The sequence below is a fragment of the Sphingomonas sp. PWP1-2 genome (assembly GCF_049898305.1).
Taxonomy (GTDB): Bacteria; Pseudomonadota; Alphaproteobacteria; order Sphingomonadales; family Sphingomonadaceae; genus Sphingomonas; species Sphingomonas glacialis.
The window spans coordinates 524,676-550,928 of sequence record NZ_JAFCXM010000002.1 but is presented as its reverse complement, the minus strand read 5'-3'; the positions used below and the strand labels follow the sequence as shown (position 1 = coordinate 550,928).

Below are 26,253 nucleotides of genomic sequence, written 5' to 3'. Positions count from 1 at the left end.
AGCGGGAGAGGGAGAAGGCTAGAACAGCCCCTCGATCTCCCCCCCGGCCCCAAATCTAATCCCCTCCGCCGCCGGCACGCGCGGCAGCCCGGGCATCGTCATGATCTCCCCGCAGATCGCCACCACGAACCCCGCACCTGCGCTGAGGCGCACCTCGCGCACCGGCACGACATGCCCCGTCGGCGCGCCGAGCTTGGCCGGATTGGTCGAGAAGCTGTACTGCGTCTTGGCCATGCACACCGGCAGATGCCCGAACCCCGCCGCCTCGAACCGCGCGAGCTGCGCCAGCACCGACGGCTCGGCGACCGCCTCCTCGGCGCGGTAGATCCGCGTCGCGACGGTGTTGATCTTGTCGAACAGCGACAGATCATCGGCATAAAGCGGCGCGAATTGCGACGGATGCTCGGCCAGCGCCGCAACCTTCTCGGCCAACTCAAGAGCACCCGCGCCACCCTCGGCCCAATGCGAGCACAGCACCGCCTCGCAGCCCTGGTGCTCTGCGATTTCGTGGATCACCGCGACTTCCTCGGGTGTATCACCGTCGAAGCGGTTGATCGCCACCACCACCGGCACCCCGAACGCGCGCACATTCTCGATATGCCGTGCGAGATTGACGCCACCGCGTCGCACCGCCGCGATATCGGGTGCGCCGAGATCGACCTTGGCGATACCGCCGTTCATCTTGAGCGCGCGCACAGTCGCGACGATCACGGCCGCAGCTGGCTTCAATCCCGCCTGGCGACACTTGATGTCGAAGAACTTTTCCGCCCCCAGATCCGCGCCGAACCCGGCCTCGGTCACGACGTAATCCGCCAGCCCCAAGGCAGCACGCGTCGCGATTACCGAATTGCACCCATGCGCGATATTGGCGAACGGCCCGCCATGGACGAACGCCGGCGTGCCCTCGAGCGTCTGGACGAGGTTGGGCTTGATCGCCTGCGCGAGCAGCACCGCCATCGCGCCATCGGCCTTGAGATCGCGCGCCGTCACCGGCTGCTTCCCGCGCGTATAGGCGACGACGATCCGCCCGAGCCGCGCCTCGAGATCGTGCAGGTCGCTCGCGAGGCACAGGATGGCCATCACTTCCGAGGCGACAGTAATGTCGAACCCGCTCTCGCGCGGATAGCCGTTGGCCGGCCCGCCGAGCGATTGCGCGATATCGCGCAAAGCGCGGTCGTTCATGTCGAGCACGCGCCGCCACACGATCCGCCGCACGTCGATGTCGAGCGCATTGCCCCAATGGACATGATTGTCGATCATCGCCGCGAGCAGATTGTGCGCCGAGGTGATCGCATGGAAATCGCCGGTGAAGTGGAGGTTGATGTCCTCCATCGGCACCACCTGGGCATAACCGCCTCCGGTAGCGCCGCCCTTGGTACCGAAGCACGGCCCGAGCGACGGCTCGCGCAGCGCAAGCATCGCCTTGCGCCCGGTGCGGTTGAGCGCGTCGGCGAGCCCGACCGAGGTGGTCGACTTGCCTTCGCCCGCGGGCGTCGGATTGATCGCGGTGACGAGGATCAGCTTGCCCTGCGCCACGGGGGCAGGGAGCGCAGCCAGGTCGATCTTCGCCTTGTGATGGCCATACGGCTCGACCGCCTCGGGCGGGATCCCGGCTGCGGCGGCAATCGCGCCGATGGGTTGCAAAGTGGCGGCGCGCGAGATCGCGATATCGGTGAGCATATAACGGCCCTACCAAATCTCTCAGAAAAGGGGAGATGGAGAATGGACGAGAAGGCGGGCATTCATACGTCGCCATTCGGTCTGTCGCGCAACCATTTACCATCCCGATCGCGCGGGCTACGGGTTCGCAGAATGTTCCAGCGAGACCCACGATGACCGGATTGACGATAGCCCTGGTGGCGATAGCCGCGCTTTTGATCGGGCTCGCGCTCGGCTGGGTGTTCGGCAGCAAGCCGGTCGCCGCCGCGCGTGCCGATTCGGCCGCGCGCGAGGCCGATTTCAAACGCGCGATCGTCGATCTCGCCAGCGCCGAGGAACGCGCGCGGACCGCCGACCAGCTCCGCGCCGAGCTCGCGACGATCCGCGACGAACGCGATGTCGCCCGGCTCGAGAACACCGCGCTCAAGACCCACACCGCGGCGTTCGAAAATCGTCTCGCCGACATGCAGGCCACCAGCGAGGCGCGCCAACGCGCCGAACGCGACACCTATGAGGGCCGCATCGCCGATATCCGGCAGGTCACCGCGGCGCGCGAGAAGATGGTGAGCGACGCGCACGCGACTCGCATCGCCGAACTGCTCCACGCCAAGGAATTGCTCGCGACGCAATTCGCCGAGGTTTCGAACAAGCTGCTGGCCGACGCGCAGAACGCCTTCCTCAAGCGCGCCGACGAACGCTTCCGCCAGTCCGAGGAGACTGCGGGCGCCAACCTCAAGTCGATGCTCCAGCCCGTCAGCGACCGCCTGCTGCGCTACGAGGAAGCGGTGACCAAGGTCGAGCTCGACCGCGTCAGCGCGTTCGACCAGTTGAAGGGCCAGATCGAGGGCCTGCGCGTCGGCCAGGAGAAGGTCTCGAGCGAGGCCGCCAAGCTCGTCAACTCGCTCCGCAACGCGCCCAAATCGCGCGGCCGCTGGGGCGAGCAGCAATTGAAAAATGTGCTCGAAACCTGCGGCTTGTCCGAACATACCGATTTCCAGACCGAAGTCTCGGTCGCGAGCGGCGACGCCGACGAACGGGCGGGGGGGCGGCTCCGCCCCGACGCGATCGTCAAGGTTCCCGGCGGGCGTGCGCTGGTGATCGACGCCAAGGTGTCGCTCAACGCGTACCAGGACGCGTTCGGCGCGGTCGACGAGGAGGAACGGGCGAAGGGCCTCGCGCTCCACGCGGCGGCGATGCGTGCGCACGTTAATGGCCTCGGCAACAAGGCGTATTGGAGCCAGTTCGCCGACGCGCCCGATTACGTCATCATGTTCGTCCCCGGCGAGCATTTCCTCTCGGCCGCGCTCGAGCAGGACCCGACGCTGTGGGACTTCGCGTTCGAAAAGCGCGTGCTGCTGGCAACGCCGACCAACCTGATCGCGATCGCCCGCACCGTCGCGGCGGTATGGCGTCAGGAGCGGCTGGCGAAGGAAGCTGCCGAGATCGGCCGGCTCGGCAAGGAAATGCACGACCGGCTCGCCAAGGTGGCGGACGATTTGCGCAAGGTCGGCGCCGGGCTCAACAGTGCGGTCAACAATTTCAACAGCTTCTCGAACTCCTTTAACGGCCGATTGATGGTGACGGGCCGCAAGTTTCGCGACCTCAACATCGAGACCGGCGCGCGCGAGCTCGAGGATGTGTCACCGGTCGAAGCGCTCGCACGCTATGACGAGAATTCGAAGCTCTTGACGCATGCCGAGGAAAAGGCGTCAGAATAGGCCTCACTGAGCGGGGACGGCGGATGGGCGGCACAGCGTGGATGGCACTGGCGCTGCTGATCGGCGCGCCGACCGCTGGTGGGGCCGCTTCGATATCGATGCGGTGCAGAAGGAAGCCATCGACACCGCGTCGCGCGCCGTGCTCGACGGCCATCCTGAGGCGGCGCTCGCGCGGATCGAGCCGGTGATCGCAGCCTATCAATCCGCGTATTCGGGCGAGACGCGCACCGTCTATTGCGGCATGTCGACCGCGCAGACGCTCGCCTATATGGCGCTCGCCGCGTCCGAGAAACACGACGCGGTCGCGTTCGGCCCGGGCTATTGCACCGCATTATACGTTAAAGGGTTCGCGCTGGTCGATCTCAAGCGCCTGCCCGAAGCACGCGCCGTATACGAGCGCGTCGTCGCGCTCGCCCCGATGCACGCGCACTTTCTGACCGAACTCGGCCAGACCTACCGGCCCGATCGCAACTGGCCCAAGATGCTCGATCTGTGCACCAGGGCGGCGGGGCTCGCCGATCTCGCGCCGCCCGACGCGGTTGCGAGCGAGCACGGCTTTGCCTGGCGCTGCATGGGCTATGCGCTGACCGAACAGGGCAAGCTCGACGAGTCCGAGGCGCTCTATCGCAAGTGCCTCGAGGTCGATCCCAACGACGCCAAGGCGAAGAGCGAGCTCAGCTATATCGCAGACCAGCGCCGCAAAAAGACCTAGTCGCGCCCCGCCTGCTGCCCGAGCACCTCATACGCCATCACCGCAGTCGCGACCGCGGCGTTGAGGCTGTCGGCCTTGCCGAGCATCGGGATCTTCACGAGCAGGTCGCACTGCGCGGCATACGCGTCGGGCATGCCCTGCGCTTCGTTGCCCGTCAGCAGAAAGGTTGGTGCCTGATACTGCGCCGAGCGATAATCGACGCTGGTATCGAGGCTCAGGCCGACGAGCTGCCCCGGCCCGCTGCGCAGCCACGGCAGGAACGCGCTCCACTCGCACTGGACGACGGGCACGGTGAACAGCGCCCCCATGCTCGCGCGCACCGCCTCGACCGAGAAGGGATCGACGCATTCGCCGATCAGGATCAGCCCGCCAGCACCGACCGCGTCGCCGGTGCGCAGGATCGTACCGAGATTGCCCGGATCGCGCAGCCGCTCGGCGACCAGCCAGATCCCCGCGGCGCCGCGGTCGAGCGTGTCGAGCGCGTGCGCGAATTCGGCGAACACACCGACCACCGCCTGCGGGTTGTCCTTGCCCGAGAGCTTGGAGAGAATGTCGGGGACGGTCTCGATCGCCTCGCCGCCCGCGGCTTCCACCGCATCGACCAGCGCGAGCACGAGTGGATGTGCCGCGCTATCGCGGGCGAAGAAGAGATAGTGCGGGATACGCCCGGCCTCGCGCGCCTCGGTGAGGATGCGCAGGCCTTCAGCGAGGAACAGCCCTTCCTCGCGGCGATGGCGTTTCTCGCGCAAGCTGCGGATGCGCTTGATCAGCGGGTTGGAATAAGCGGTGATCTCGCGGGGCATATTTCCAGTTCCTCCCCTCCCGCGTGCGGGAGAGGTTGGGGGTGGGCTCGCGCTCCATTGAGAGCGCAACGCTGGAGGGAAGCGCGCGCCCACCCCCAGCCCCTCCCGCAAGCGGGAGGGGAGATATCAATCTTCGCCGAACTTCGCCTCGACCAGCGCGCACAGCGCGCCGACCGCGGTCTCGGCATGCTCGCCCTCGGCCGAAATCGAGATCGTGTCGCCCATCGCCGCGCCGAGCATCATCAGCCCCATGATCGAGGTGCCCGTCACCGACCCGGCGCCATCCTTTTCGACCTGCAGCTCGCACGGCTGCGAGGCGGCGAGCGTGACGAACTTGGCGCTGGCCCGCGCATGCAGCCCGCGCTTGTTGGTAATCAACACCGAACGCTTGACCGACATCAGGCGGCCGCCTCGCCGAGAACCTCGGAGGCGACCGAAATATACTTGCGACCCGCCTCGCGCGCGGCGGCGACGGCATCGACGATCTTCATTTTCTTGCGCGCCGATTCGAGCCGGATCAGCATCGGCAGGTTGATGCCGGCGATCACTTCGATCCGCCCGCGCTCCATCAGCGAAATCGCGAGGTTCGACGGCGTCCCACCGAACAGGTCGGTCAGCAGGATCACACCGCGCCCGGTATCGACGCGACCGATCGCCTCGGCAATGTCGTTGCGGCGCGCCTCCATATCGTCCTCGGGGCCGATATTGACCGTGGCGACATGCTCCTGCTTGCCGACCACATGCTCCATCGCCGTCACGAACTCATCGGCCAAACGGCCGTGGGTCACGAGAACCAGTCCGATCATCGTCCCACCCACTTCATGCAACACGCGCCCCATCGTCCCTAATCTCATCGGGCGTCCCGTCGCGCACGCCCTCAAGTGAGTCTTGCGGGGCAGCGGCGAGATCGCGGTGCGCGACCGTGGGCGAAAATCCCTCGGCGCGCAACCGCGCGGCGATCCGCTGCGCGACATGGACCGAGCGGTGTCTCCCTCCGGTACAGCCCAAGGCGATCGTAACATACGATTTTCCCTCGGCGCGGTAGCGCGGGAGCAACAGCAGCAGCAGCGCCTCGATCTGCGCGAGCGCGGCGTCATACGTCGGGTCCTGCGCGATATAGGCCGAGACGTCGGCATCGAGCCCGGTCCCCGGGCGCAGCTCGGGCACCCAATGTGGATTGCGCAGGAAGCGCATGTCGAAAACGAGGTCGGCCGTCCGCGGCAACCCGCGCGCAAAGCCGAACGACATCACCGACAAGGTCGGCTCGCCGAGCCGCTCGCCGAGCTGCTCACCCGAAAACGTCGCGCGCACTTGCTGCGCGAGTTCGTTCGCGGTGAGGCTCGTCGTGTCGATCAGCCGGTTCGCCCAGCCGCGCAAGGGGGACAGCAGTTCGCGTTCGCGCGCGATGCCGTCCGACGCCGGCCGGTCGAGCGCGAGCGGGTGCCGCCGCCGCGTCTCCGAATAGCGCCGCTCGAGCTCGTTCCCCGCACAATCGAGGAACAGCGTGCCGATGTCATAGCCATGGACTTCGCGCAGCTGCTTGATTCGCTCGACGATCCGCTCGGGATCGAAATCGCGCGTCCGCGCGCCGATGCCGAGCGCAAGCGGCTGTGCCGAACGCTCGAACCCCTCGGGCAACGGCGCATTGAGCAAGCGATCGAGCAGCAGCAGCGGCAGATTGTCGACCACTTCCCAGCCGAGATCCTCGAGCGTGCGCAACACGGTCGATTTCCCCGCGCCCGACATGCCGGTAACGAGCAGGATATCCTTGGGATCGCGTTTCATAGCGTCTCTCTAACGTCGCGGAGCGCCAATTCCACCTTGATCGGTGCCGAAGCCGCGAAAGCATCGAGCGCGACCACGGGCACTGCAATGTCGGCGATGACGGTCGACTCGTTCGGCTCGGGCATCCGCGCGACCGCTCCCCCAAGCCGTATAACGAGCGCGACCGCAATCTCGTCGATATACGGCATAGCCCGGATCCCGATCCCGCGCACCTCGATCTTTCCGGCGATCGTGTCGGGTGCCGTCGCGCGGAGCCCGCCCGCGACCGCGCGGACCGCGGTATAGTCGTCGCTGACGAGGTGCGCCCCGCGATCGATCAGCCGCAGCGCAAGGTCCGACTTGCCGCTCCCCGACGGGCCGATCAGCATCACGCCGAGCTCCCCGATCGCGATCGTCGTCGCATGGATGCGCAGGCTCATCCGGCGGTTTCCGCGGCGGGCAGGCGGATGACGAAGCGCGCGCCCGCGGCGCGGTTGGTGCGTTCGGTCGCGACGATGCTGCCTTGGTGCGCATCGACGATCGTCCGCGCGATCGCGAGCCCAAGCCCCGAATGCTTGCCGAACGCCTCGCCCGCCGGGCGCAGCGACTGGAAGCGCTGGAACACCTGTTCGCGCGCTTCCTCGGGAACGCCGGGACCTTCGTCCTCGATCGCGACGAACACGCCGTCGGGCTCGTGGCGCGCGACGATCCGGATCAGCCCGCCATCGGGCGAGAAGGAAATCGCATTCTCGATGACATTTTCGAGCACCCGCTCGAGCCGCGCGCCTTCGCCCAGCACGACGAGCGACTCGGCTTGCCGTCGGTCGAACTCCAGCCGGATGCCGCGTTCGACGCCGCGCGCCTCACGGCTGCCGATCAGCGCCGCGATCATCGCGCCGAGATCGACCGGCTCGAACTTCGCGCGGCTCAATTGCGCGTCGAGCCGCGAAGCCTCGGCAATATCCGTAATCAGCCGGTCGAGCCGGTGGACATCGTCGCGCACGATCGCGAGCAAGCGCTCCTGCAGCGCCGGATCCTTGACCATCGCCAGCCCCTCGACCGCCGAGCGGAGCGACGCGAGCGGGTTCTTCATCTCGTGCGTCACATCGGCGGCAAACGCCTCGATCGCGTCGATTCGCGCGCGAAGTGCGAGGCTCATGTCCGACAGCGCGCGCGCGAGCATCCCGATCTCGTCGCGCCGCTCGGGCAGGCGCGGCACCACCACCTCGCGCGCCCGCCCGAGCCGGACGCGCACCGCCGACCACGCTAGCCGCCGCAATGGCCGCACGATCGTGCGCGCGAGGAACAGCGACAGCAGCACCGAGACGATCGCGACGACGAACAGCACGATGCTGAGGCGGAAGCGCTCGACGCGCACCGTCTGCGTGATGTCGCGCGCATTGAAGGTCGTCATCACCACGCTGCCGCCGGGCATCGGCGAGGCGGCGGTGATCACGGGCGTGCGATCGGGCGCGCGCCACACTGTCGCCGCGACGGTCGGCGCCGATCGCACGGTGCGCACGTCGGGCCAGGCGAGCCCGTTGCTGCGCTCGCGATAGAGCGGCGCGCGCGGTGTGCCGACGACGGTGTCGATCCCGGCGTCGAGGAAGCGCGCCGCGCCCTGGCTCCAGGCCTGCTTGTCGGGGTCCTGCAGCACGAAATTGCGCAGACCCAGCGCACGCGTGTCGATAATGAGCTTGGCGTCGGCATCGTAGATGCGGATCCAGCTCCCCATGTCGCGCGCCAGCTTGACCGAGAGGTCGGGGCGTTGCGCGGTCGGCACCGCGACCACCGCCTCGGCGATCAGCCGCGCCTCGCGGATCGATTGCGTGACGCGCCCGTCGACGATCCGGCTGCGATACGAATCGAGATAGAAGAACCCGCCCGCGAGCATCGCCAGCGCGAAGACGTTGACGAACAGGATGCGCGGCGTGAGCGAGACGCGCGCCGACCAGCGCAACGACAGCGCGCGCGCATCCTCGTCGCTCGGATCGAGCACGAGCATCGCCGCCGCCGCGGGGTCAGTCCTCCGAGAAACGATAGCCCGCTCCATACAGCGTCTCGATCGCGTCGAATTCGGGATCGACCTGGCGGAACTTCCGCCGGACGCGCTTGATATGGCTGTCGATCGTCCGGTCGTCGACATAGATATCGTCGTGATAGGCGGCATCCATCAACTGGTTGCGCGTCTTGACGATGCCGGGCCGCTGCGCGAGCGTTTCGAGGATCAGGAACTCGGTCACCGTCAGCACGACGTTTTCGCCGCCCCAGGTGACGCGGTGCCGCGCGGTATCCATCGCGAGCCGCCCACGCGTGAGCGACGTCTCCGCGCTCGCCTCCTCGCCCGCCGATCCGCTCGTCGAGACTTCGGTCCGCCGCAGGATCGCACGGATCCGTGCGATCAGCAGCCGCTGCGAGAAGGGCTTGGCGATATAGTCGTCGGCTCCCATCGCCAGGCCCAGCGCCTCGTCGAGTTCGTCATCCTTCGAGGTCAGGAAGATCACCGGGATCATGCTCTTCTCGCGCAAGCGTCGTAGCAGCTCGAGCCCGTCCATCCGCGGCATCTTGATGTCGAGGATCGCGATGTCGGGCGGATTGTCGATCAGCGCCTTGAGCGCGGTCTCGCCATCGGAATAGAGCCGCGTGACAAAGCCTTCGGCCTGCAACGCGATCGATACCGATGTGAGGATGTTGCGGTCGTCATCGACCAGCGCGATCGTTGCCGTCATCGGCGGGGGCAATCCTTCATCATTTCGCAGGCGGCTTAATCCATTAGCCGCCCAGCCTCAATGGAAGCTGAACGGACCGATTTGACCGGCACGCCCCGCCTCGATATGCGCGACCGGAACACCGCGAGGTCAAAATGACCCGCACGGGACAGTAGGAGAAACCCCAGTGAGCGATCGCATACCCACCGCCGGCCTTGAATCGCAGGGCATCGAAACCCGCGCAAATCTGCACTGGAATCTCGTCACCGCCCGGCTGATCCAGTCGGCGATCGCCCGCGGGGAAGGCAAATTGTCCGCCGACGGCCCGCTGGTGGTCGAAACCGGCGCGCATACCGGCCGCTCGGCGCAGGACAAGTTCATCGTCCGCGACGCCGAAACCGAGAGTACGGTGTGGTGGGGCAAGAGCAACAAGGCGATGTCGCCCGAGCATTTCGCTGTCCTCAAGGCCGATTTCCTGTCCGCGCTGCGGGACAAGGAAGATCTGTTCGTCCAGGATCTGTTCGGCGGCTCGCAGCCCGAGCACCGCGTCCAGGTCCGCGTGATCAACGAGCTCGCCTGGCACAACAGCTTCATCCGCACGATGCTCGTCCGCCCCGAGGAAAGCGAGCTGCGCGGCTTCGTCCCCGACTATACGATCATCGACTTGCCGAGCTTCCGCGCTTCGCCCGAGCGCCACGGCTGCCGCAGCGAGACCGTGATCGCGGTCAATTTCACTGACAAGCTCATCCTGATCGGCGGCACGCGCTATGCCGGCGAGATGAAGAAGTCGGTGTTCAGCCTGCTCAACTATCTCCTCCCGCCAACGGGCGTGATGCCGATGCACTGCTCGGCCAATATGGGCCCCGACGGCGACACCGCGGTGTTCTTCGGCCTGTCGGGCACCGGCAAGACGACGCTCAGCGCCGATGCCAGCCGCACGCTGATCGGCGATGACGAGCATGGCTGGTCCGACACCGCGGTCTTCAACTTCGAAGGCGGCTGCTACGCCAAGATGATCCGCCTCTCGGCCGACGCCGAGCCCGAAATCTTCGCCACCACAAAGCGTTTTGGGACGATCCTCGAAAATGTCGTGATGGACCCGGTAACGCGCCAGCTCGACCTGGACGACGCGAGCCTCGCCGAGAACAGCCGCGGCGCGTATCCGATCGACTTCATCCCCAATGCGTCCGAAAAGAACATGGGGCCGGTGCCGCGCAACATCGTGATGCTGACCGCCGACGCGTACGGCATCCTCCCGCCGATCGCCAAGCTCACCCCCGAACAGGCGATGTACCACTTCCTCTCAGGCTACACCGCGCGCGTCGCCGGCACCGAGATCGGCGTGACCGAGCCCGACGCGACCTTCTCGACTTGCTTCGGCGCCCCGTTCATGGCGCGGCACCCCTCGGTCTATGGCAATTTGCTGAAAAGCCGGATCGCCAAGGGCGGGGTCGATTGCTGGCTGGTCAACACCGGCTGGACCGGCGGCAAATATGGCATCGGCAGCCGGATGCCGATCAAGGCGACGCGCGCCTTGCTCAATGCAGCGCTCGATGGTTCGCTCAACGACGCCGAGTTCCGAACCGATCCGAACTTCGGCTTCAAGGTGCCGGTCGCGGTACCCGGCGTCGACAGCGCGATCCTCGATCCGCGCGCGACCTGGGCCGACAAGGCGGCCTATGACGCCACGGCGGCAAGGCTCGTCGATCTCTTCGTCGAAAACTTCGCGCAATTCGCCGAGCATGTCGACGAAGGCGTGCGACAATCCGCGCCGAAAGTCGCCGCCGCCTGACCTGCCCGCGTCTCCGGACCGGGCACCGCATTGGAGCCCGATCCGATGACCGACTTGCCCTTCCGCCCCTTTCCCGATGACGCCGCGATCCGGCGCGTGGGGGAGGGGCTGCTCGACCGCAGCCTGCCGCGCCCCGACTGGACGCACGAGGCGCATCTCGCCGCAACGCTCTGGCTCGCCCGCGACCGGCGCGACATCGACCTCGATGCGCAGATCGCGACGATCATCTCGCGCTACAACGTCGCCGCCGGCGGGGTGAATGACGACAGCCAGGGCTATCACGACACGATCACGCGCGCCTATCTCGCCGGCATCCGCGCGCATCTCGCCGCGCGCGACCCGGCCGAATCGCTCGTTGCCAGCGTCGATGCGCTGCTCGCCAGCCCCGCGGGGCAGCGCGATTGGCCGCTGCGCTTCTACAGCCGCGCGCGGCTCTTCTCCGTCGCGGCGCGGCGCGCTTTCGTCACGCCCGATCTCGCGCCGCTGCCCGTGGCGTGATACGCTGTGCGTCTCGCAAATTGACGATCAAGGATGCACCCATGGGAATGCTCGACGGCCTACTCGGCCAAGTCACCCAAAACGTCGACGTGAAGAACCTCGCCGAGAAGATCGGCCTGACCCCCGAGCAGATCGAATCGGCGGTCGCCGCGCTCGGCCAGGCGCATGCCGCACCTGGCGACACCGTCGCGACCGCAGCCGAGACCACCGGCCTGCCGACCGACACGCTCCAACAGATCCTCGCGCATCTCGGCGGGGAGGGCGCGCTTGCCGGCTTTGCGAGCCAACTCGCCGGACAAGGCGGGGTGCTCGGCCAGCTCGGTGGCCTGGCCGAGGGTTTCTTCGGAAAGAAATGAGCTCTTCGGATCGGTCGCGTCGCGCCGCCGCGCGACCGATCCGCTTTGCGCTTCAATCGCCGCGCGCGATTGGCTAAGCGTCTGGATATGAACGAAACCGACGAGTATCGCGCGAACGGCTATGCCGCGCTCCCCGGCCTGTTTCCGCCGGCGGTGCTCAACGCGTTCTACGATCGGATGCGCCAGGATCTGGGGCTCACCAACGCCTCGATGCGTCGCTTCACCGCGCGCGGGCCGTTGCTGACCAAGGACGCGATCGAGATCTACGCGCTGCAATATCCGCCGATGCTGACCTTCCTGTGGGGTCTCACTCCGCGGATCGCGCAGGCAACCGGCTGCGCGTTGCTCCCGACCTACGCCTATTTCCGGCTCTATCAGCGCGGCGACGTGTGCCGCATCCACACCGACCGCCCGGCCTGCGAGCACAGCGTCTCGCTGACGATCGCCTATGGCGACGAAACGCCCTGGCCGCTGTCGGTCGCGACCGTCGCCGATCCCGTCCCGCAGCCGGTGGTGCGCGCGGATTTCGGCGAGACCGCGTTCGGATCGGTCGCGATGCAGCCGGGCGACGGCGTGCTCTACCAGGGCGTCCACCACCGCCACGGCCGGCTCGAGCCCAACCCCAATGCCTGGTCGGCGCATCTCTTCCTGCACTGGGTCGACGCCAATGGGCGTTACAAGGACCAGGCGTTCGACCGCCCGACGATCGAGCGAGTCAACGCCGGGCGATAGCGCCCCGCGGCGTCGCCCTACTGAAAGCGAGGGTCCCGCTTCTACTCGGCGCGCCAGAGAGGAGCGGGATCCCTGCTTTCGCGGGGATGACGAAGCGGTGAGGGAGTGTCACGCTCGCGGGCACGACCGATCGATGAGCGGAACGCCGATCCCCCGCGCCCGCCCTCCGCGCCTCCGCGCGAACCCAACCTTCTTCTTCTCACGCCCGAAAGCAGCACCAAGCAAAGCCAGCTCAGCCCAGCTCGACCCGCAACACGCTCCCATCCGCTCCGACGATCCGCACGCTGGCGCCAACCGCCGCATCGGGCCCGATGGCGGTCCAAGCCCCGTCGCCCACCGTAACGCGGCCCTCGCCATCGACGATCGCCTCGCACACCAGCACGCGCCGCCCGATCAACCGCGCCGCGCGATCGTTGAGTGCCGGGTCGGCCCGCGTCGTGTCGAGCCCGCGATACCAGCGCCACCCGATCGCCACCGCGCCTGCGGTCAGCCCGGCGAAGACCAACGCCTGCAGCACGATCGGCACCCCCGGCACGATCAGCACGAGCAGCCCGGTCCCGACCGCGCCCGCGCCGAGGAACACCAGGAAGAACCCCGGCACGAGCATCTCGGCGATGACGAGCGCGAGCGCCGCCGCCAGCCACAGCGCGCCGAGGCTCCACACGACCCCGAACAGCATCATGCCGCGGGCTCCTCCGCTTCGAATGGACCCGGCCGCGGCCGCGGCTTGACCACCGGCGAGGCCGACGGCGACCCGACGATCGCCTCGCGCGCCAGCTCGCCGATCCCGCCGAGCGTCCCCATCAATTGCGTCGCCTCGACCGGGAAGAGGATCGTCTTGGCATTGGGCGAGGTCGCGAACTTGCCGATCGCCTCGACATATTTCTGCGCGATGAAATAGTTGATCGCCTGGACGCTGCCGCCCTCGATCGCATCCGAGACCGCCTTGGTCGCCGCCGCTTCGGCCTCGGCCGCGCGCTCGCGCGCCTCAGCGTCGCGGAACGCCGACTCGCGGCGCCCTTCGGCCTCGAGGATCTGCGACTGTTTCTGCCCCTCGGCGCGGTTGATCGCATTCTGGCGGGCAGCTTCCGACTCGAGAATGGTCGCGCGCTTCTCGCGCTCGGCCTTCATCTGCCGCGTCATCGCATTGACGATGTCGGCGGGCGGGCGAATGTCCTTCAGCTCGACGCGCGTGATCTTGACGCCCCAGCTCTCGGTCGCATGATCGACCACCATCAGCAGCCGCGTGTTGATCTCGTCGCGCTTCGACAGCGTCTCGTCGAGATCCATCGATCCCATCACGGTCCGCAGGTTCGTCGTCGCGAGCTGCATGATCGCGAGATACAGGTCGCTCACCTCATACGCCGCCTTGGCCGCATCGAGCACTTGGAAGAACACGACGCCGTCGACCGCGACCATCGCATTGTCCTTGGTGATGATCTCCTGGCCGGGAATGTCGAGCACTTGCTCCATCATGTTCACCTTGCGCCCGACCTGGTCGAACAGCGGCACGATGAAGGTGAGCCCGGGTTTGGCGACCGCGGTGAACTTGCCGAAGCGTTCGATCGTATACTGATAGCCTTGGCGCACGACCTTCATGCCGAGCATGAGGTAGAGCAGCACGAGGATAACGAGCAGGCCGGCGATGATGAGTGGCATGGGGTTCCCCTTGCGCGACCGCGGAGGGGCGGGCGAGATTGTTGGGTTTTAGCAGATTGGGGGTGCGGGGGTAGGGGGGCTCCTATGCAAGCCCTGGTTACATCGCGGAATACTCCCGAGAGTCTTCCGGCAGCGAAGAGAAATCAAAGTCCGGCTGGAACTCGGCGTATTTCGCGCATTTCTTGTCCGAAATCGTCTTTGTGCCCTTCATGACGACAAGGCCCGCTGCAGGCCTCGCGCCAGACATCGCATTTCCTTCGACGGTATAGACGATGTAACTATAGGCGCCGCTCTTGAAACGCAGCTGGTATTCGACCCCCGCCATCCGCTGTGTCAGCCAAAAGACGTTGCCGCTTTGCCGGTCGCCGCTGATCGACATCTCCTCTTTTTGCTGCGTGCCGTAATGATAGACCAGCTGACTGCCCACCAAGTTGACCGACACGCGCTTGGTGCCGATCCCGCAACTGAAAATTGGTTTCGGCATGCCCGCGGATGATCCCGCCGCAGAAGAAGGTGCAGGAACGAGCAAGAGGAGCATCGTGATCGCCAACGTTTTCATGTCGTTTCCTCGGATATGAAATATTCAGGTCGCGATCGATGCGGGAACACTGTTCGTATCACGAGTTGATGGCGCGATAGTGACACCACGCGGCGCGGATCGCAAACCGCTATGCAGCGTTGGTTGGCTGTTCTCGCGGAAGGCTCCGTTTAGTCTTTCCTACAAGCTACGTTCGTGCTATGTTCTTACCTGCTCTTTGAACGGTCTGGCTTATCATCCTCGCGCCTTTGCGACAGTTTCGCTTGGCCTGCGCCGGGCGGCGGAACGAAAGGGGAGGTCACCCACATTCCGTATTGGCGCAGGAATGGAAACGATCGGAAAAGGAAACATCACGTCTTGGGGTCAATCGAGTCAACCGAGGCACGGTTCGTCGCAAAGGGTTCAACTTCTTCTTCTTGCCCCTCCCCTTCGGGGGAGGGGCTTGTGAGCCACCCGCGATGGTGCGACTCTCGTGCGACTTTCCACCGCGCCCCCGTCTGCAGCGCCCCACCCGCCACATCCCAAACCGCCCCCTAGCGCCCCGCGCGGCCGTTGTTTACATGGACCGCCACGACTCGCACCCACCCGACCTCCCCGGGGCAGCAGGAAACGGCATCTTCATGGACATTCGCCTCGGCCTCACCTTCGACGATGTCCTGCTCGTGCCGGCTGAATCGGACATCGTGCCCAGCCAGACCAACACCGCGACGCGCGTCACCCGCGGCATCTCGCTCGACATCCCGATCCTCTCCTCGGCGATGGACACCGTGACCGAGGCCGACATGGCGATCGTCATGGCGCAATTGGGCGGCATCGGCGTGCTCCACCGCAACATGGAGGTCCCCGAGCAGGTCGCCGCGGTCCGTGCGGTCAAGCGCTTTGAGAGCGGCATGGTCGTCAACCCGATCACGATCGCCCCCTCGGCAACGCTCGCCGAAGCGCAGGCGCTGATGCTGCGCCACAAGATCAGCGGCATCCCGGTGGTCGAGGCCGACGGCACGCTCGTCGGCATCCTCACCAACCGCGACACGCGCTTCGCCGAGAACGCGCAACAGCCCGTCTCCGAGCTGATGACGCACGAGAATCTCGCGACCGTCTCGACCGGCGTCGGCAAGGAAGAGGCGCGCCGCCTGCTCCACCAGCGCCGGATCGAGAAACTGATCGTCGTCGACGACAAATATCGCTGCGTCGGCCTGATCACCGTCAAGGATATCGAGAAGGCGGTCACCTATCCCAACGCGACCAAGGACGATGCCGGTCGCCTGCGCGTGGCGGCGGCGACCACGGTCGGCGACAAGGGCTTTGCGCGGACCGAGGCGCTGGTCGATGCCGAGCTCGACCTGGTGGTGATCGACACCGCGCACGGCCACAATCGCGACGTCGCGCGCGCGGTCGAGCGGGTGAAGAAGCTCAGCAACTCGGTCCAGGTCATCGCCGGCAACGTCGCCACCGCCGAAGCCACCCGCGCGCTGATCGACGCCGGGGCCGACGGCATCAAGGTCGGCATCGGCCCGGGCTCGATCTGCACGACGCGCGTCGTCGCCGGCGTCGGCGTGCCGCAGCTGACCGCTGTGATGGACTGCGCCGAGATTGGCCAGAAGCACGGCGTGCCCGTCATCGCAGATGGCGGCCTGCGCACCTCGGGCGATCTCGCCAAGGCGCTCGCCGCGGGCGCGTCGGCGTGCATGATCGGCTCGCTGCTCGCGGGCACCGAGGAAGCGCCGGGCGAGACCTTCCTGTTCCAGGGCCGCGCGTACAAATCGTATCGCGGCATGGGCTCGGTCGGCGCGATGGGCCGCGGCTCTGCCGACCGCTATTTCCAGGGCGACATCAAGGACCAGATGAAGCTCGTCCCCGAGGGGATCGAAGGCCAGGTCGCCTTCAAGGGGCCGGCCAGGGACGTGATCCACCAGCTCGTCGGCGGCATCCGCGCGGCGATGGGCTATACGGGTTCGGCAACGCTCGAGGACCTGCAGGCGCGCGCGCGCTTCGTCCAGATCACCGGCGCCGGCCTCAAGGAAAGCCACGTCCACGACGTCGACATCACGCGCGAAGCCCCGAACTACCCCACGCGCTGAGCGCGCGGGCAAGACGTATTTCGTCACCCCGAACTTGATCCGGGGTCCATGCGAGCCGTCCGAGACGAGACGTGGCGCATGAGGCGAGCAAACCGCATGGATGCCGGATCAAGTCCGGCATGACGACGACTGGAATTTTGATATGACCCCATCCGCCCGCACCCAGGCCGCGATCGAGCTGCTCGACCAGATCATCGCTGGCGCCCGCGACAGCGGCGCCGCCGCCGACACGCTGATCGCGCGCTACTTCAGCACGCGCCGCTATGCCGGCAGCAAGGACCGCCGCGCCGTCCGCGAACTCGTCTACGCAGCGATCCGCGCAGCCGGCGAGCGCCCAGCCTCGGGCCGCGCCGCGATGCTCGCCGTCGCTGAAGCCGACCCAGAGGTCGCCGCGACCTTCGACGGCGTCGGCCACGGCCCCGCGCCGATCGGCAAGCACGAGACCGCCGCCCCCTCGGGCGTCGCGCCGACGTGGATCATCGACCGCCTGCATTCGTCCGACCTCGGCTATGAAGAGTTCGAAGCGCTCATCAGCCGCGCCCCGCTCGACGCGCGCATCAACCGCATGATCGTCGAAGAGATCGACATCGAGGGCGCCGAGCCGATCGCCGGCCTGCCCGACGGCCTGCGCCTCCCTTCGGGCACGCAGGTCGAGAACCTCCCCGCCTACAATCACGGCGCGATCGAAGTGCAGGACGCCGGCAGCCAGTTCGTCACGCTCGCTGCCAAGGCCAAGCCCGGCCAGCGCATCGTCGACCTATGCGCTGGAGCCGGCGGCAAGACGCTCGCGCTCGCCGCGGTGATGGAAGGGCAGGGCGAAGTGCTCGCGACCGACACCGATCGCATGCGCCTTTCGCGCATGGCCCCTCGCGCTGAACGCGCACGCTCGGGGATCATCGAGACGCGCCTGCTCAATCCGGGCCGCGAGGTCGAGATGCTCGACGATTGGCTCCACAGCGCCGATTGCGTGCTGATCGACGCGCCGTGCTCGGGCACCGGCACATGGCGCCGCAACCCCGAGGCGCGCTGGCGGCTCACGCCCGACCGGATCGAGCGGCTGGTCGAGACGCAGAAGCACGTGCTCGAAGTCGGCGCCAATCTCGTAAAGCCGGGCGGCGCGCTGGTGTACATCGTCTGCTCGCTGCTCGACGAAGAAGGGGCAGGCCAGGTCGCCGACTTCCTCACCGCCAACCCCGGCTGGAAGGCGCAGCCGCTCAAACTCCCGGTCGGGCGCAAGCATGGCCCCGGCGTCCGCCTGACGCCAGCGCATGACGCGACCGACGGCTTTTTTGTCGCGCGCCTCATCGCGCCGTGATAGCCCTGTTGGCGTGTCGAAGCTGGAGTATCTCATGCGTTACACGTCCGTCGCCGTCGCTGCCGCGCTGACGCTGGTTACCGTCGCGACCGCGGTGCAGGGTCAGCGGCCCGAGGACGCGGTCGATGCGCGCTCGCTGGCGCTGCTCGCCAAGGGGCAGGCGCAGCAGGCGGCGGGCAATCTCGACGCGGCGACCGATCTGTTCGAGAGCGCGGTCGCGGTCGATCCGCGCAACCGTGGCGCGTTCGTGCGGCTCGCCGAAGTCGCCAAGACGCGCGGCCTGCCGGGCAAGGCGATCCGCCTCTACCGCGAGGCGCTGTCGCTCGATCCCAACGATGTCGCAGCGCTGAGCGGGCAGGGCGAAGCGCTCGTCGCCAAGGGGGCGGTGATCCGCGCGCGCGAAAATCTGGCGAAGGTCAAGCTGGTCTGCGCCAAGCGCGCGTGCCCTGAAGTTGCCGTGCTGACGGCATCGATCGCCAAGGGCCCGCCGATCGTTACGGCTGCCGCGACGGTACCGGCAGCGCTCCCCAAAGCCGACTAATCCGACGTCCCGGCGAAGGCCGGGCCGCTGGATGTAGCAGAGCGCCGCCCGACCCACCGAGCGGCCCCGGCCTCCGCCGGGGCGACACTGTCAGGAAAGCGCCTTGGCCAGCGCGACGAACTCCGCAACGCTCACAGTTTCCGCCCGCCGCGTCGCCTCGATCCCAACTGCCTCGAGCGCCGCAAGCGCGCCCGGCACACCCTTCAAGCTCTGCCGCAGCATCTTGCGCCGCTGCCCGAACGCCGCTGCCGTCAGCCGCTCGAGCGTCGCGAAGCGCACGCCGTCGGGCGCCTCAGCAGGCACGATATGCACCACCGCCGACATCACCTTGGGCGGCGGGGTGAAGGCCGACCGGTGCACCGGCATCGCCAGCATCGCGTTGCTCCGCCACTGTGCCAGCACCGCCAGTCGCCCATACGCTTCGCCATCGGTCGGCGCGACGATCCGTTCGGCAACCTCGCGCTGGAACATCAGCGTCAGGCTCTGCCACCACGGCGCCCAGTCGGCCGACAGCCATCGCACCAGCAACGCCGTGCCGATGTTATAGGGCAGGTTGGAGGCGATATGCGGCTTGCCCTCGAACAGGCCGGCGCCGTCGATCTCGAGCGCATCGCCCTCGATCACGCGCAGCTTACCGGGAAACGCTTCGCCCAGTTCGGCGAGCGCGGGGATACAGCGGTGGTCGCGCTCGATCGCCGTCACGCGGGCCCCCGCGTCGAGCAGCGCCCGCGTCAGCCCGCCCGGCCCCGGGCCGATCTCGAGCACTTCGGCATCGGTCAGGTCGCCGGGAATGCGTGCGATCCGCGCAAGCAACTGCGCGTCGAGCAGGAAGTTCTGGCCCAGCGCCTTGCTCGCGTTGAGGCCATGGCGGGCGATCACCTCGCGCAGCGGCGGCAGTTCTGGCCTGGTCACGCGTCGGCAGCAGCGCGGCGGTCGGCGGCTTCACCGGCGAGACGGATCGCCGCGATCGTCGCACCGGGCTCGGCGCGGTCCTTGCCGGCGATGTCGAAGGCAGTGCCGTGATCGGGCGACGTCCGAACGATCGGCAGGCCGAGCGTGATGTTGACGCCCTCGTCGAAATAGAGCGTCTTGATCGGCACGAGCGCCTGGTCGTGATAGCAACACAGCACGGCGTCATAGCCGGCACGCGCCCGCGGGTGGAACAGCGTGTCGGCCGCGAACGGGCCGATCGCGTCGATCCCGTCGCCGCGCAGCACCGCGACCGCAGGCGCGATCAAGTCGATCTCCTCGCGCCCGATCGCGCCGCTTTCGCCGGCATGCGGGTTGAACCCGGCAAAGGCGATGCGCGGGTTGAGGATCCCGAAATTGCGCGCCAAACCGCGCGCGGTCGCACGGCCCTTGGCGACGATCAGCTCGATCGACAACAGCCCACTCACCGCGGCCAGCGGCACGTGCGTCGTGATTGGGACGACGCGCAGATCGGGGCCGGACAGCATCATCACCGCATTCTCGCCGGCAATGCCGCAGCGTTCGGCGACGAACTCGGTCTGGCCGGGATAAGTGAAGCCGATCTGGTAGAGCTGGCTCTTCGACACCGGCCCGGTGACGAGCGCCCGCGCGGCACCCGAGCGGACGAGCCCGGCGGCAAGCTCGAGCGCCCGCAAGGCACAGCGCGCGCCCTCGACATCGGGCGAGCCCGGAACGATCTCGCCGCCATCCTCGACCGTCAGCACGGGAAGCGCGGTCTCGAACACTCGGTTGGCCGCTTCGGGATGCGCGATGATCGTGACCGGACCATCCCACACCGCTGCGATCGCTCGCGCGTCGCCCGTCGCGAAGAATGGCGGGAGGCCGGCTTCAACGCGACGCGCCCATGCTTTTGCGATCACCTCGGGGCCGATGCCCGCCGGATCCCCCATCGATATGGCGAGCGGCGCGACCATCGTGGTATCCTCCAGGTCAGCGATATTCAACGATCGCGTCACGCCGCAAATCGCGGAGCAACTGGTTCGCACGCAGGTTAACGCGTTGATTTTCCATCGTGCTGCGAACTTGTTCCATTCCCGGAATGTTTGCAACCGCTTCGTCACGACCGCACAACACGAGCGAACGGATGCCATCCTTGGCCGAGCCGAACGGCGGCGTCGATTCGCCGACCTGCAGCTTGAGCATGATCTCGCGCAGCGCGACCGGCAGATCCTTGATCCGCACCGAATCGTTGTCGACCACATCCGCGCCGAGCGTTGCCGCAACCTTGGCAACCTCGCCGCAGCCCTTGATCGTCGAGCTGAGCTTGGCGAACTCGGCGACGCGGGCGTTGGCCTGTTCCTGCGTGATCCCCTCGGGGAAGCGCTCGCTGACCTGCTTGAGCGTAAGGCGCGCATCGAGCGGATCGGCCACGCCGATCTTGCGCGTATCGACCAGATAGATGATCGAGAAACCACCCGGCACCTCGATCGGACCGGCGAGATGCTCGGGCGTCATCGACTTGATCGCTTCGACCAGCGCCGCCGGAAGCTGCGACAATTGCTGCTCGCTCAACCAGTCGAGATCGCCGCCGGTCGCACGCGTCGTGGCGTCGGACAGGCGGGCGTAATAGCCGAACGTATCCTCGCCCTTGTCGCGCTTCTGGATCGACTGCATCATTTGCTGCGCTTGCGCGAAGACCTCGGGCGCACGGTCGGCATCGGCCTTCAGATAGATTTCCCGAACGTGATATTCGGTCGAGCCCTGCTGCTTCTTGATCTTGTCGATGATCGCGTTGACCTCTTCGTCACCGACGTTGACGTCGACCTTGCGGCGAAGATAGCGGTTCCACGACAGCTCTGCCTCGATCTGGCGCTTGAGCGAACGGTCGGCCGATCCGATCGTCCGCAGATACGCGCGCATCTCGGTCGGCGTCTTGCCGAAGTTGCGGGCGACCGTGTCGTAGCTCTTGTTGATCTCGTCGGGACCAATTTTGACGTCGGCACTCTTTGCCTGCTGGATCTCTAGCGTTTCGTCGATCAGCTGGCGAACGATGACGAGCTTGTACTGCGCCATTTCCTGCGCCGACAGCTTGAGGTCGCGTGCGGCGAGCAACAGCGCAACGCGCTGGTCGATATCGGTCCCGGTGATCACAGCACCGTTGACGATCGCGGTCGGCTTGCGGATCGTCGGATCGACCTTGCCGAAGATCGTCGGGTTCTTGGGCAGATCGAGCGCGGTCACGCCGGCTTGGTCGGACGCCGCCGCCTCGGGCCCCGCTGGCGCCGGTGCGGTCTGCGCGATCGAGCCCCCGCTCGCGGCCAGCAGCGCGATGATCGCTGCGCCAAATCCGAAGCTGCGACCCAGTCGGGTCGGCTTTGCTGTATCAGTCTTCACGTAATCAAAATCCCATCCCGCACAGCGTGCCCGATCAGCCCAAACCTTCGCGCCCTAGGCCCGGGCCCGAACCGTTGGACGCGGTCCTGCGCCGATCCGTCTGAACCAGTGCTTAGCGGCCAAGGTTTTTGAACGCCAGCGTCAACAAGAAGCCATTGCCCGCCTTGACGTCGCCGGTGGTCTGATAATCCCGTTTCCAGGTAACCCCGAGCTTCAGGCAATCATCCTCATACTGCACACCGAGCCGGTGCCGTACGGGGTCGAACCCGTCGGCGAGCGACAACGGGTCTTCGTCACGATTGGTCAGATCGATCACCGTCGAGCCGAACACGGACCAGAAGCGCGAAATCTGCACGCGCGAGCCGACCCGCAATTCCTCGCGATCGCGCAGATCCTCGAGCGTCCGATCGATGTTGCGGTTGAGCCGCAGATATCCGACGAGGAAATAGGTGCTGCGTGAACCGACGGTCGCATCGAGTTCGTTGCGGCGGACCGCGAGGTCGCCTTGGTCGAGCCGGTAGCGGTGGATCACCGAAACCCAATCATGGAAGCGCAGTTCGGTCCGCCCGACGATATCCGATACCCGCCCCGAAAGGCCGGTACCGTCGGGAAACAGGGTCGGACGGCTGTTGAGGCGATAGCTTTGCCCGATATTGGTCGTGAACGAGAAGCCCGGTAGGTCGACCGCCCAGTCGAGCCCGTAGGTCACCCGCGCCGAATCCTCGAAGCGATCGTAGCCGGGAAAGCGGTTGAGCGAGAAAAGGTTCGTATCCTCGAGATCGACCGAACGCGAATCCTCGTTCGGAACCGTCGTGGTGCCAGCCTGTGGCGACCCGACGATTTGCACGCGCGGGGTGAGGCGCTGCGTGCCGCCAAGGAACGCCCCGATGAACGGCCACTTCACGTCGATAGCAAACGCGCCAATCAGGCGGCCGCTCACGCCCGATTCGCCGCGATAGTTTGCCACGCTCGTCGCGAGGATATCGCTGGTACGATAGAGGTCGCCGCGGCCGAGCGCGGTGAAGGTCACCTCCTGACCCCAGGGCGTCAGCTTGCGCAATTCCCATTGCGCGCTGGCAAACGCGCGCTGCGTGTCCTGGCCCGCCGGGCGCTCGATCCCGAGCGTGTTGAGCTGGAAGGTGAGAACGCCGCCGAGCAGACTGTCGGGAATCCGCTTGCGATAATCGATCTCAGGCAGCGCGATCGGTTGGAGCGCCTGGCGGTCGCCGACGCGGAGCGTCTGGACGTACCAACCGGCGACCGAGAAATAGCTGCTCCGGTCGATATGCTCAAGCTTCACGGTGCTGCGCAGCCGGTCGTCGGTCGAGATGTCATAGCGTCGCAGGAACGTCGGGTCGGTGGTCAGGCGCAAGGAACCGCTGAGCGTCCAGTCGGGGGTCAGCTGGAAACGCGCAACCCCGTCGAGATAGCCGCGGAACGAATTCGGCGTGCCTGCAGGGGTCGGGGTCAGCAAATCGGTGCTGCGCGGGCTCGCGGTGACATAGCCCGCGATGCGGTACGCGCCGAGCGTGTTGAGCGCGCTATATTCGGCCTTGAGCATCGGCAGCACGGCGCTGAAGATCCGCGGCGTGACCGTAAGCCCTTGGTTCGGCCCGAGCGCGAAATGGTAGGGCTGCGCGAATTCGAAGCCGTTGGTACGGCTGTAGCGCAGGTCGGGCGCGAGCAGGCCGTTGTCGTTGCCGTCGCCGATCGAATTGGAGAAGGCGGGCAACGGAATCGTCGGCAAGCCGAACAAATTGATTCGCGCGCCCTTGTAATAGATCCGGCGTCGATCGGGCCGATAGATCACGCGCACCGCGGTGATCTTCCACGACGGTTCCTTGGGGCAATTGTTCGAATCGGTCACACCGCACGGCGTGTAGGCGGCATCCTCGAGCACGACGGTCTCGTCGAGCGAGCGCGTTCCCTTGCGTGCAGCCAGTCGTCCACCCTTTTCGAGCACGAGCAGCATGTTGTCGACCATGCCGTCCTTGAGCGCATCGGTCAGCTCGATCGAATCGCCATAGGCGGTGTCGCCGCCGGGGTTGACCACCGCGACATTGCCGTCCGCGTGGACCTTGCCGGTCTTGCGGTCCCATACCACCGTATCGGCGCGCAACCGATTGCCGGCGCGGTACATTCGCACGTCGCCCTTGGCGGTGACCATGTCGCCTTTGCTGTCATATTCCAGCGTCGTGGCGTTGAACTGGACTTGGTCCTCGCCCGTGCTCGGCGTCGTCGCGGGCGGCGGGGGAGGGACGGTCCGCGTCTGCAGATCCTGCGCGAAGGCGGGCGCGGCCGCCCAGACGAGCGGAAACACACAGCTGGCGAGAAAGGAGGCACGCTTCACGTCGGAACTAACACCCTGATGCGAGAAAGCGCCCGATCTGTCGCCGGATGCCGCTGGTCAATCCCGCCCTATCGCATCGACCTTGCCTCGCTGCAATCGTGCTGCGGCGAATTCCCCCGGCGTTTTCCTGGGGTCGATCCTTTGCCAGCAGCGTCTGGCTGTCCTAGAGACATTCGACTCATTCGACGACCAGACCACATCGAGGCTTTCATGCACATCGAACTTTCCAGCGCCGCGCCGGCGTCCGCCGCGGCGATCGCCTTTCCCGTCGAGAAGGACGGGCTTGCCCGGCTCGCGACGACGCTCATCGACGCGGCGGCACTCGATCTCGTCAAGGCTGCGGCCCGCGCGAGCCGCTTCGAGGGCGAGGCGGCGAGCGTCGTCGAGACCTTCGTGACCGACGGTGCCGGCGGGGTGCGGCGCGTGTTGCTGCTCGGCACGGGCGCGGGCAGCGAGCCCGACTATGAGCGCGCCGGCGGTGCGCTGACCGCTCGCTTGCTCACCTCGGGCGTCGCGAGCGCGAGCGTCGATTTCACCGGAACGGGCGCCACCCCGAACGCGGTCGCGCGCTTCGCTGGCGCGGCAGCACAGCGCGGCTGGCGTCACGACGTCTATCGCACCAAGCTTCCCGAAAAATCGAAGCCGACGCTGACCTCGATCGTCCTGCACGGCGCGCCCGAAGCGACCGATGCCGCGTGGAGCAAGCAGAAGGCGCTGACCGAGGGCCTCGAGCTGACGCGCACGCTCGTCGCCGAGCCGCCAAACGTCATCTATCCCGAAACCTTCGTCGCCAAGGTGCTGGCCGAGATCGAGGGCCTTGGGCTCGAAGTTACCGTGCTTGGCGAGGACGAGATGCGCGAGCTCGGCATGGGCGCATTGCTCGGCGTGTCGCAGGGTTCGGCCAAGGACGCGAGGTTGCTCGCGCTGAAATGGAGCGGGGCAGGCGCGGGCGATCCCGAGCTGGCGCTGGTCGGCAAGGGCGTCACCTTCGACACCGGCGGCATCTCGCTCAAGCCCGGGCCCGGCATGGAAGACATGAAGTGGGACATGGGTGGTGCTGGCGCGGTCGTCGGCGCGATGAAGGCGATCGCCGGGCGCAAGGCCAAGGCCAATGTGATCGGCGTGTGCGGCCTCGTCGAGAACATGCCCGATGGCGATGCGATCCGTCCCGGTGACGTGCTCACCTCGATGTCGGGGCAGACGATCGAAATCCTCAACACCGATGCCGAGGGTCGGCTCGTGCTGTGCGACGCGGTCACTTGGGTGCAGCGCACGCATCGCCCAAAGACGATCGTCGATCTTGCAACGCTCACTGGCGCGATGATCATCAGCCTTGGCTCTGAGCATGGCGGCATCTTCGCCAATGACGATTCGCTCGCCGATCAGCTGCTCGCGGCGGGCAAGGCGTCGGGCGACTTGCTCTGGCGCTTCCCGCTGGGCGAGGCGTACAACAAGTTGATCGACTCGCCGATCGCCGACATGAAGAACGTGGGCCCGCGTGGCGCAGGGTCGATCACTGCCGCGCAGTTCATCCAGCGCTTCGTCGATCAGGGCGTGAAATGGGCGCATCTCGACATCGCCGGGATGGTGTGGTCCGACAAGGCCGGCCCGAACTACGACAAGGGCGCGACCGGGTACGGCGTACGTCTGCTCGACCGGTTCGTCGCGGATAACTTCGAGGGGTAAGCCACAAATCCCCCTCCCGC

General features: G+C 66.8%; 25 protein-coding genes. 10 read left to right on the top strand and 15 right to left on the bottom strand.

Annotated features, from left to right (window positions below; genetic code table 11):
• Window positions 1-18 precede the first annotated feature (18 nt).
• A complete protein-coding gene (locus ACP7C5_RS07450; protein ID WP_426263741.1) occupies window positions 19-1,680 on the bottom strand; it encodes a formate--tetrahydrofolate ligase in 1,662 nt (553 codons plus the stop codon).
• Window positions 1,681-1,832: 152 nt separating this feature from the next.
• Between ACP7C5_RS07450 and rmuC the strand changes: the two genes are divergently transcribed.
• Together rmuC and ACP7C5_RS07440 are read left to right on the top strand one after the other, a co-directional pair.
• Window positions 1,833-3,377 (top strand): DNA recombination protein RmuC, encoded by a 1,545-nt coding sequence (gene rmuC, locus ACP7C5_RS07445; protein WP_426263740.1) that lies wholly within the window; start codon window positions 1,833-1,835, stop codon window positions 3,375-3,377.
• A gap of 37 nt (window positions 3,378-3,414) precedes the next feature.
• Window positions 3,415-4,089: a tetratricopeptide repeat protein gene (locus tag ACP7C5_RS07440; protein WP_426263739.1), complete on the top strand. Its 675-nt coding sequence runs from the start codon at window positions 3,415-3,417 to the stop codon at window positions 4,087-4,089.
• Here the strand turns inward: ACP7C5_RS07440 and ACP7C5_RS07435 are convergent.
• The 7 genes from ACP7C5_RS07435 to ACP7C5_RS07405 form a co-directional block, all read right to left on the bottom strand.
• The gene (locus ACP7C5_RS07435; RefSeq protein ID WP_426263738.1) at window positions 4,086-4,892 is read right to left on the bottom strand and encodes a TrmH family RNA methyltransferase; all 807 of its coding nucleotides are present in this window, start codon (window positions 4,890-4,892) and stop codon (window positions 4,086-4,088) included. The genes ACP7C5_RS07440 and ACP7C5_RS07435 overlap by 4 nt on opposite strands.
• A 126-nt stretch (window positions 4,893-5,018) precedes the next feature.
• Entirely contained in the window at window positions 5,019-5,291 is a 273-nt protein-coding gene (locus ACP7C5_RS07430; RefSeq protein WP_133188116.1) for an HPr family phosphocarrier protein, read from the bottom strand.
• Entirely contained in the window at window positions 5,291-5,698 is a 408-nt protein-coding gene (locus tag ACP7C5_RS07425; RefSeq protein ID WP_133188118.1) for a PTS sugar transporter subunit IIA, read from the bottom strand. The genes ACP7C5_RS07430 and ACP7C5_RS07425 overlap by 1 nt, the downstream gene beginning before the upstream one ends.
• Window positions 5,699-5,711: 13 nt before the next feature.
• Window positions 5,712-6,677: an RNase adapter RapZ gene (gene rapZ / locus ACP7C5_RS07420; protein WP_426263737.1), complete on the bottom strand. Its 966-nt coding sequence runs from the start codon at window positions 6,675-6,677 to the stop codon at window positions 5,712-5,714.
• On the bottom strand, window positions 6,674-7,096 hold the full coding sequence (locus ACP7C5_RS07415; protein ID WP_426263736.1) for an HPr kinase/phosphorylase: 423 nt from the start codon (window positions 7,094-7,096) through the stop codon (window positions 6,674-6,676). The genes rapZ and ACP7C5_RS07415 overlap by 4 nt, the downstream gene beginning before the upstream one ends.
• On the bottom strand, window positions 7,093-8,661 hold the full coding sequence (locus ACP7C5_RS07410; protein ID WP_426263735.1) for an ATP-binding protein: 1,569 nt from the start codon (window positions 8,659-8,661) through the stop codon (window positions 7,093-7,095). The genes ACP7C5_RS07415 and ACP7C5_RS07410 overlap by 4 nt, the downstream gene beginning before the upstream one ends.
• A gap of 16 nt (window positions 8,662-8,677) precedes the next feature.
• Window positions 8,678-9,385, bottom strand: coding sequence for a response regulator transcription factor (locus ACP7C5_RS07405; protein ID WP_133188126.1), 708 nt, complete (start codon window positions 9,383-9,385; stop codon window positions 8,678-8,680).
• A 166-nt stretch (window positions 9,386-9,551) separates the two neighbouring features.
• Between ACP7C5_RS07405 and ACP7C5_RS07400 the strand changes: the two genes are divergently transcribed.
• From ACP7C5_RS07400 to ACP7C5_RS07385, 4 genes are all read left to right on the top strand, one after another.
• Entirely contained in the window at window positions 9,552-11,156 is a 1,605-nt protein-coding gene (locus tag ACP7C5_RS07400; RefSeq protein WP_426263734.1) for a phosphoenolpyruvate carboxykinase, read from the top strand.
• Between the two features lie 45 nt (window positions 11,157-11,201).
• The gene (locus tag ACP7C5_RS07395; protein WP_426263733.1) at window positions 11,202-11,654 is read left to right on the top strand and encodes a hypothetical protein; all 453 of its coding nucleotides are present in this window, start codon (window positions 11,202-11,204) and stop codon (window positions 11,652-11,654) included.
• A 41-nt stretch (window positions 11,655-11,695) separates the two neighbouring features.
• Window positions 11,696-12,010 (top strand): hypothetical protein, encoded by a 315-nt coding sequence (locus tag ACP7C5_RS07390; RefSeq protein ID WP_133188131.1) that lies wholly within the window; start codon window positions 11,696-11,698, stop codon window positions 12,008-12,010.
• 87 nt (window positions 12,011-12,097) lie between these two features.
• Window positions 12,098-12,742, top strand: coding sequence for a hypothetical protein (locus ACP7C5_RS07385; RefSeq protein ID WP_426263732.1), 645 nt, complete (start codon window positions 12,098-12,100; stop codon window positions 12,740-12,742).
• Between the two features lie 232 nt (window positions 12,743-12,974).
• Here the strand turns inward: ACP7C5_RS07385 and ACP7C5_RS07380 are convergent, their stop codons facing one another.
• From ACP7C5_RS07380 to ACP7C5_RS07370, 3 genes are all read right to left on the bottom strand, one after another.
• Window positions 12,975-13,421: an NfeD family protein gene (locus ACP7C5_RS07380; protein WP_133191950.1), complete on the bottom strand. Its 447-nt coding sequence runs from the start codon at window positions 13,419-13,421 to the stop codon at window positions 12,975-12,977.
• On the bottom strand, window positions 13,421-14,401 hold the full coding sequence (locus ACP7C5_RS07375) for an SPFH domain-containing protein (protein WP_426263731.1): 981 nt from the start codon (window positions 14,399-14,401) through the stop codon (window positions 13,421-13,423). The genes ACP7C5_RS07380 and ACP7C5_RS07375 overlap by 1 nt, the downstream gene beginning before the upstream one ends.
• Before the next feature lie 97 nt (window positions 14,402-14,498).
• Window positions 14,499-14,960, bottom strand: coding sequence for a hypothetical protein (locus ACP7C5_RS07370; RefSeq protein WP_426263730.1), 462 nt, complete (start codon window positions 14,958-14,960; stop codon window positions 14,499-14,501).
• Window positions 14,961-15,559: 599 nt separating this feature from the next.
• On the opposite strand from ACP7C5_RS07370, the gene guaB reads away from it, so the two are divergent.
• From guaB to ACP7C5_RS07355, 3 genes are all read left to right on the top strand, one after another.
• Entirely contained in the window at window positions 15,560-17,017 is a 1,458-nt protein-coding gene (guaB, locus tag ACP7C5_RS07365) for an IMP dehydrogenase (RefSeq protein ID WP_426263729.1), read from the top strand.
• A 142-nt stretch (window positions 17,018-17,159) separates the two neighbouring features.
• Window positions 17,160-18,332 carry an RsmB/NOP family class I SAM-dependent RNA methyltransferase gene (locus tag ACP7C5_RS07360; RefSeq protein ID WP_189674681.1) on the top strand — a complete coding sequence of 391 codons (1,173 nt, stop codon included), beginning with the start codon at window positions 17,160-17,162 and terminating at the stop codon, window positions 18,330-18,332.
• Window positions 18,333-18,366: 34 nt separating this feature from the next.
• Window positions 18,367-18,873: a tetratricopeptide repeat protein gene (locus ACP7C5_RS07355; RefSeq protein ID WP_426263728.1), complete on the top strand. Its 507-nt coding sequence runs from the start codon at window positions 18,367-18,369 to the stop codon at window positions 18,871-18,873.
• Window positions 18,874-18,963: 90 nt separating this feature from the next.
• Here ACP7C5_RS07355 and rsmA read toward each other — a convergent pair whose 3' ends face one another.
• From rsmA to ACP7C5_RS07335, 4 genes are all read right to left on the bottom strand, one after another.
• Entirely contained in the window at window positions 18,964-19,785 is an 822-nt protein-coding gene (gene rsmA / locus ACP7C5_RS07350; RefSeq protein ID WP_426263727.1) for a 16S rRNA (adenine(1518)-N(6)/adenine(1519)-N(6))-dimethyltransferase RsmA, read from the bottom strand.
• Complete coding sequence (gene pdxA / locus ACP7C5_RS07345; RefSeq protein WP_426263726.1) at window positions 19,782-20,777, bottom strand: 4-hydroxythreonine-4-phosphate dehydrogenase PdxA; 996 nt, start codon at window positions 20,775-20,777, stop codon at window positions 19,782-19,784. Before pdxA ends, rsmA begins: the two co-directional genes overlap by 4 nt.
• A 16-nt stretch (window positions 20,778-20,793) precedes the next feature.
• Window positions 20,794-22,197, bottom strand: coding sequence for a peptidylprolyl isomerase (locus ACP7C5_RS07340; RefSeq protein WP_189674684.1), 1,404 nt, complete (start codon window positions 22,195-22,197; stop codon window positions 20,794-20,796).
• Between the two features lie 112 nt (window positions 22,198-22,309).
• Window positions 22,310-24,547, bottom strand: a complete 2,238-nt coding sequence (locus tag ACP7C5_RS07335; RefSeq protein ID WP_426263725.1) for an LPS-assembly protein LptD — start codon at window positions 24,545-24,547, stop codon at window positions 22,310-22,312.
• Window positions 24,548-24,757: 210 nt separating this feature from the next.
• Between ACP7C5_RS07335 and ACP7C5_RS07330 the strand changes: the two genes are divergently transcribed.
• Complete coding sequence (locus ACP7C5_RS07330) at window positions 24,758-26,233, top strand: leucyl aminopeptidase (RefSeq protein WP_426263724.1); 1,476 nt, start codon at window positions 24,758-24,760, stop codon at window positions 26,231-26,233.
• Window positions 26,234-26,253 lie beyond the last annotated feature (20 nt).

Excerpts from the sequence above, each read along its gene's own strand:
- ACP7C5_RS07410 (WP_426263735.1), bottom strand. The coding sequence starts at position 8,661 with ATGCTCGTGCTCGATCCGAGCGACGAGGATGCGCGCGCGCTGTCGTTG.
- ACP7C5_RS07330 (WP_426263724.1), top strand. The coding sequence starts at position 24,758 with ATGCACATCGAACTTTCCAGCGCCGCGCCGGCGTCCGCCGCGGCGATC.
- ACP7C5_RS07405 (WP_133188126.1), bottom strand. The coding sequence starts at position 9,385 with ATGACGGCAACGATCGCGCTGGTCGATGACGACCGCAACATCCTCACA.
- pdxA (WP_426263726.1), bottom strand. The coding sequence starts at position 20,777 with ATGGTCGCGCCGCTCGCCATATCGATGGGGGATCCGGCGGGCATCGGC.
- ACP7C5_RS07360 (WP_189674681.1), top strand. The coding sequence starts at position 17,160 with ATGACCCCATCCGCCCGCACCCAGGCCGCGATCGAGCTGCTCGACCAG.
- ACP7C5_RS07390 (WP_133188131.1), top strand. The coding sequence starts at position 11,696 with ATGGGAATGCTCGACGGCCTACTCGGCCAAGTCACCCAAAACGTCGAC.
- ACP7C5_RS07385 (WP_426263732.1), top strand. The coding sequence starts at position 12,098 with ATGAACGAAACCGACGAGTATCGCGCGAACGGCTATGCCGCGCTCCCC.
- ACP7C5_RS07430 (WP_133188116.1), bottom strand. The coding sequence starts at position 5,291 with ATGTCGGTCAAGCGTTCGGTGTTGATTACCAACAAGCGCGGGCTGCAT.
- ACP7C5_RS07425 (WP_133188118.1), bottom strand. The coding sequence starts at position 5,698 with ATGATCGGACTGGTTCTCGTGACCCACGGCCGTTTGGCCGATGAGTTC.
- ACP7C5_RS07375 (WP_426263731.1), bottom strand. The coding sequence starts at position 14,401 with ATGCCACTCATCATCGCCGGCCTGCTCGTTATCCTCGTGCTGCTCTAC.
- ACP7C5_RS07415 (WP_426263736.1), bottom strand. The coding sequence starts at position 7,096 with ATGAGCCTGCGCATCCATGCGACGACGATCGCGATCGGGGAGCTCGGC.
- ACP7C5_RS07435 (WP_426263738.1), bottom strand. The coding sequence starts at position 4,892 with ATGCCCCGCGAGATCACCGCTTATTCCAACCCGCTGATCAAGCGCATC.
- ACP7C5_RS07380 (WP_133191950.1), bottom strand. The coding sequence starts at position 13,421 with ATGCTGTTCGGGGTCGTGTGGAGCCTCGGCGCGCTGTGGCTGGCGGCG.
- ACP7C5_RS07395 (WP_426263733.1), top strand. The coding sequence starts at position 11,202 with ATGACCGACTTGCCCTTCCGCCCCTTTCCCGATGACGCCGCGATCCGG.
- rmuC (WP_426263740.1), top strand. The coding sequence starts at position 1,833 with ATGACCGGATTGACGATAGCCCTGGTGGCGATAGCCGCGCTTTTGATC.
- ACP7C5_RS07450 (WP_426263741.1), bottom strand. The coding sequence starts at position 1,680 with ATGCTCACCGATATCGCGATCTCGCGCGCCGCCACTTTGCAACCCATC.
- ACP7C5_RS07370 (WP_426263730.1), bottom strand. The coding sequence starts at position 14,960 with ATGAAAACGTTGGCGATCACGATGCTCCTCTTGCTCGTTCCTGCACCT.
- rapZ (WP_426263737.1), bottom strand. The coding sequence starts at position 6,677 with ATGAAACGCGATCCCAAGGATATCCTGCTCGTTACCGGCATGTCGGGC.
- ACP7C5_RS07355 (WP_426263728.1), top strand. The coding sequence starts at position 18,367 with ATGCGTTACACGTCCGTCGCCGTCGCTGCCGCGCTGACGCTGGTTACC.
- guaB (WP_426263729.1), top strand. The coding sequence starts at position 15,560 with ATGGACATTCGCCTCGGCCTCACCTTCGACGATGTCCTGCTCGTGCCG.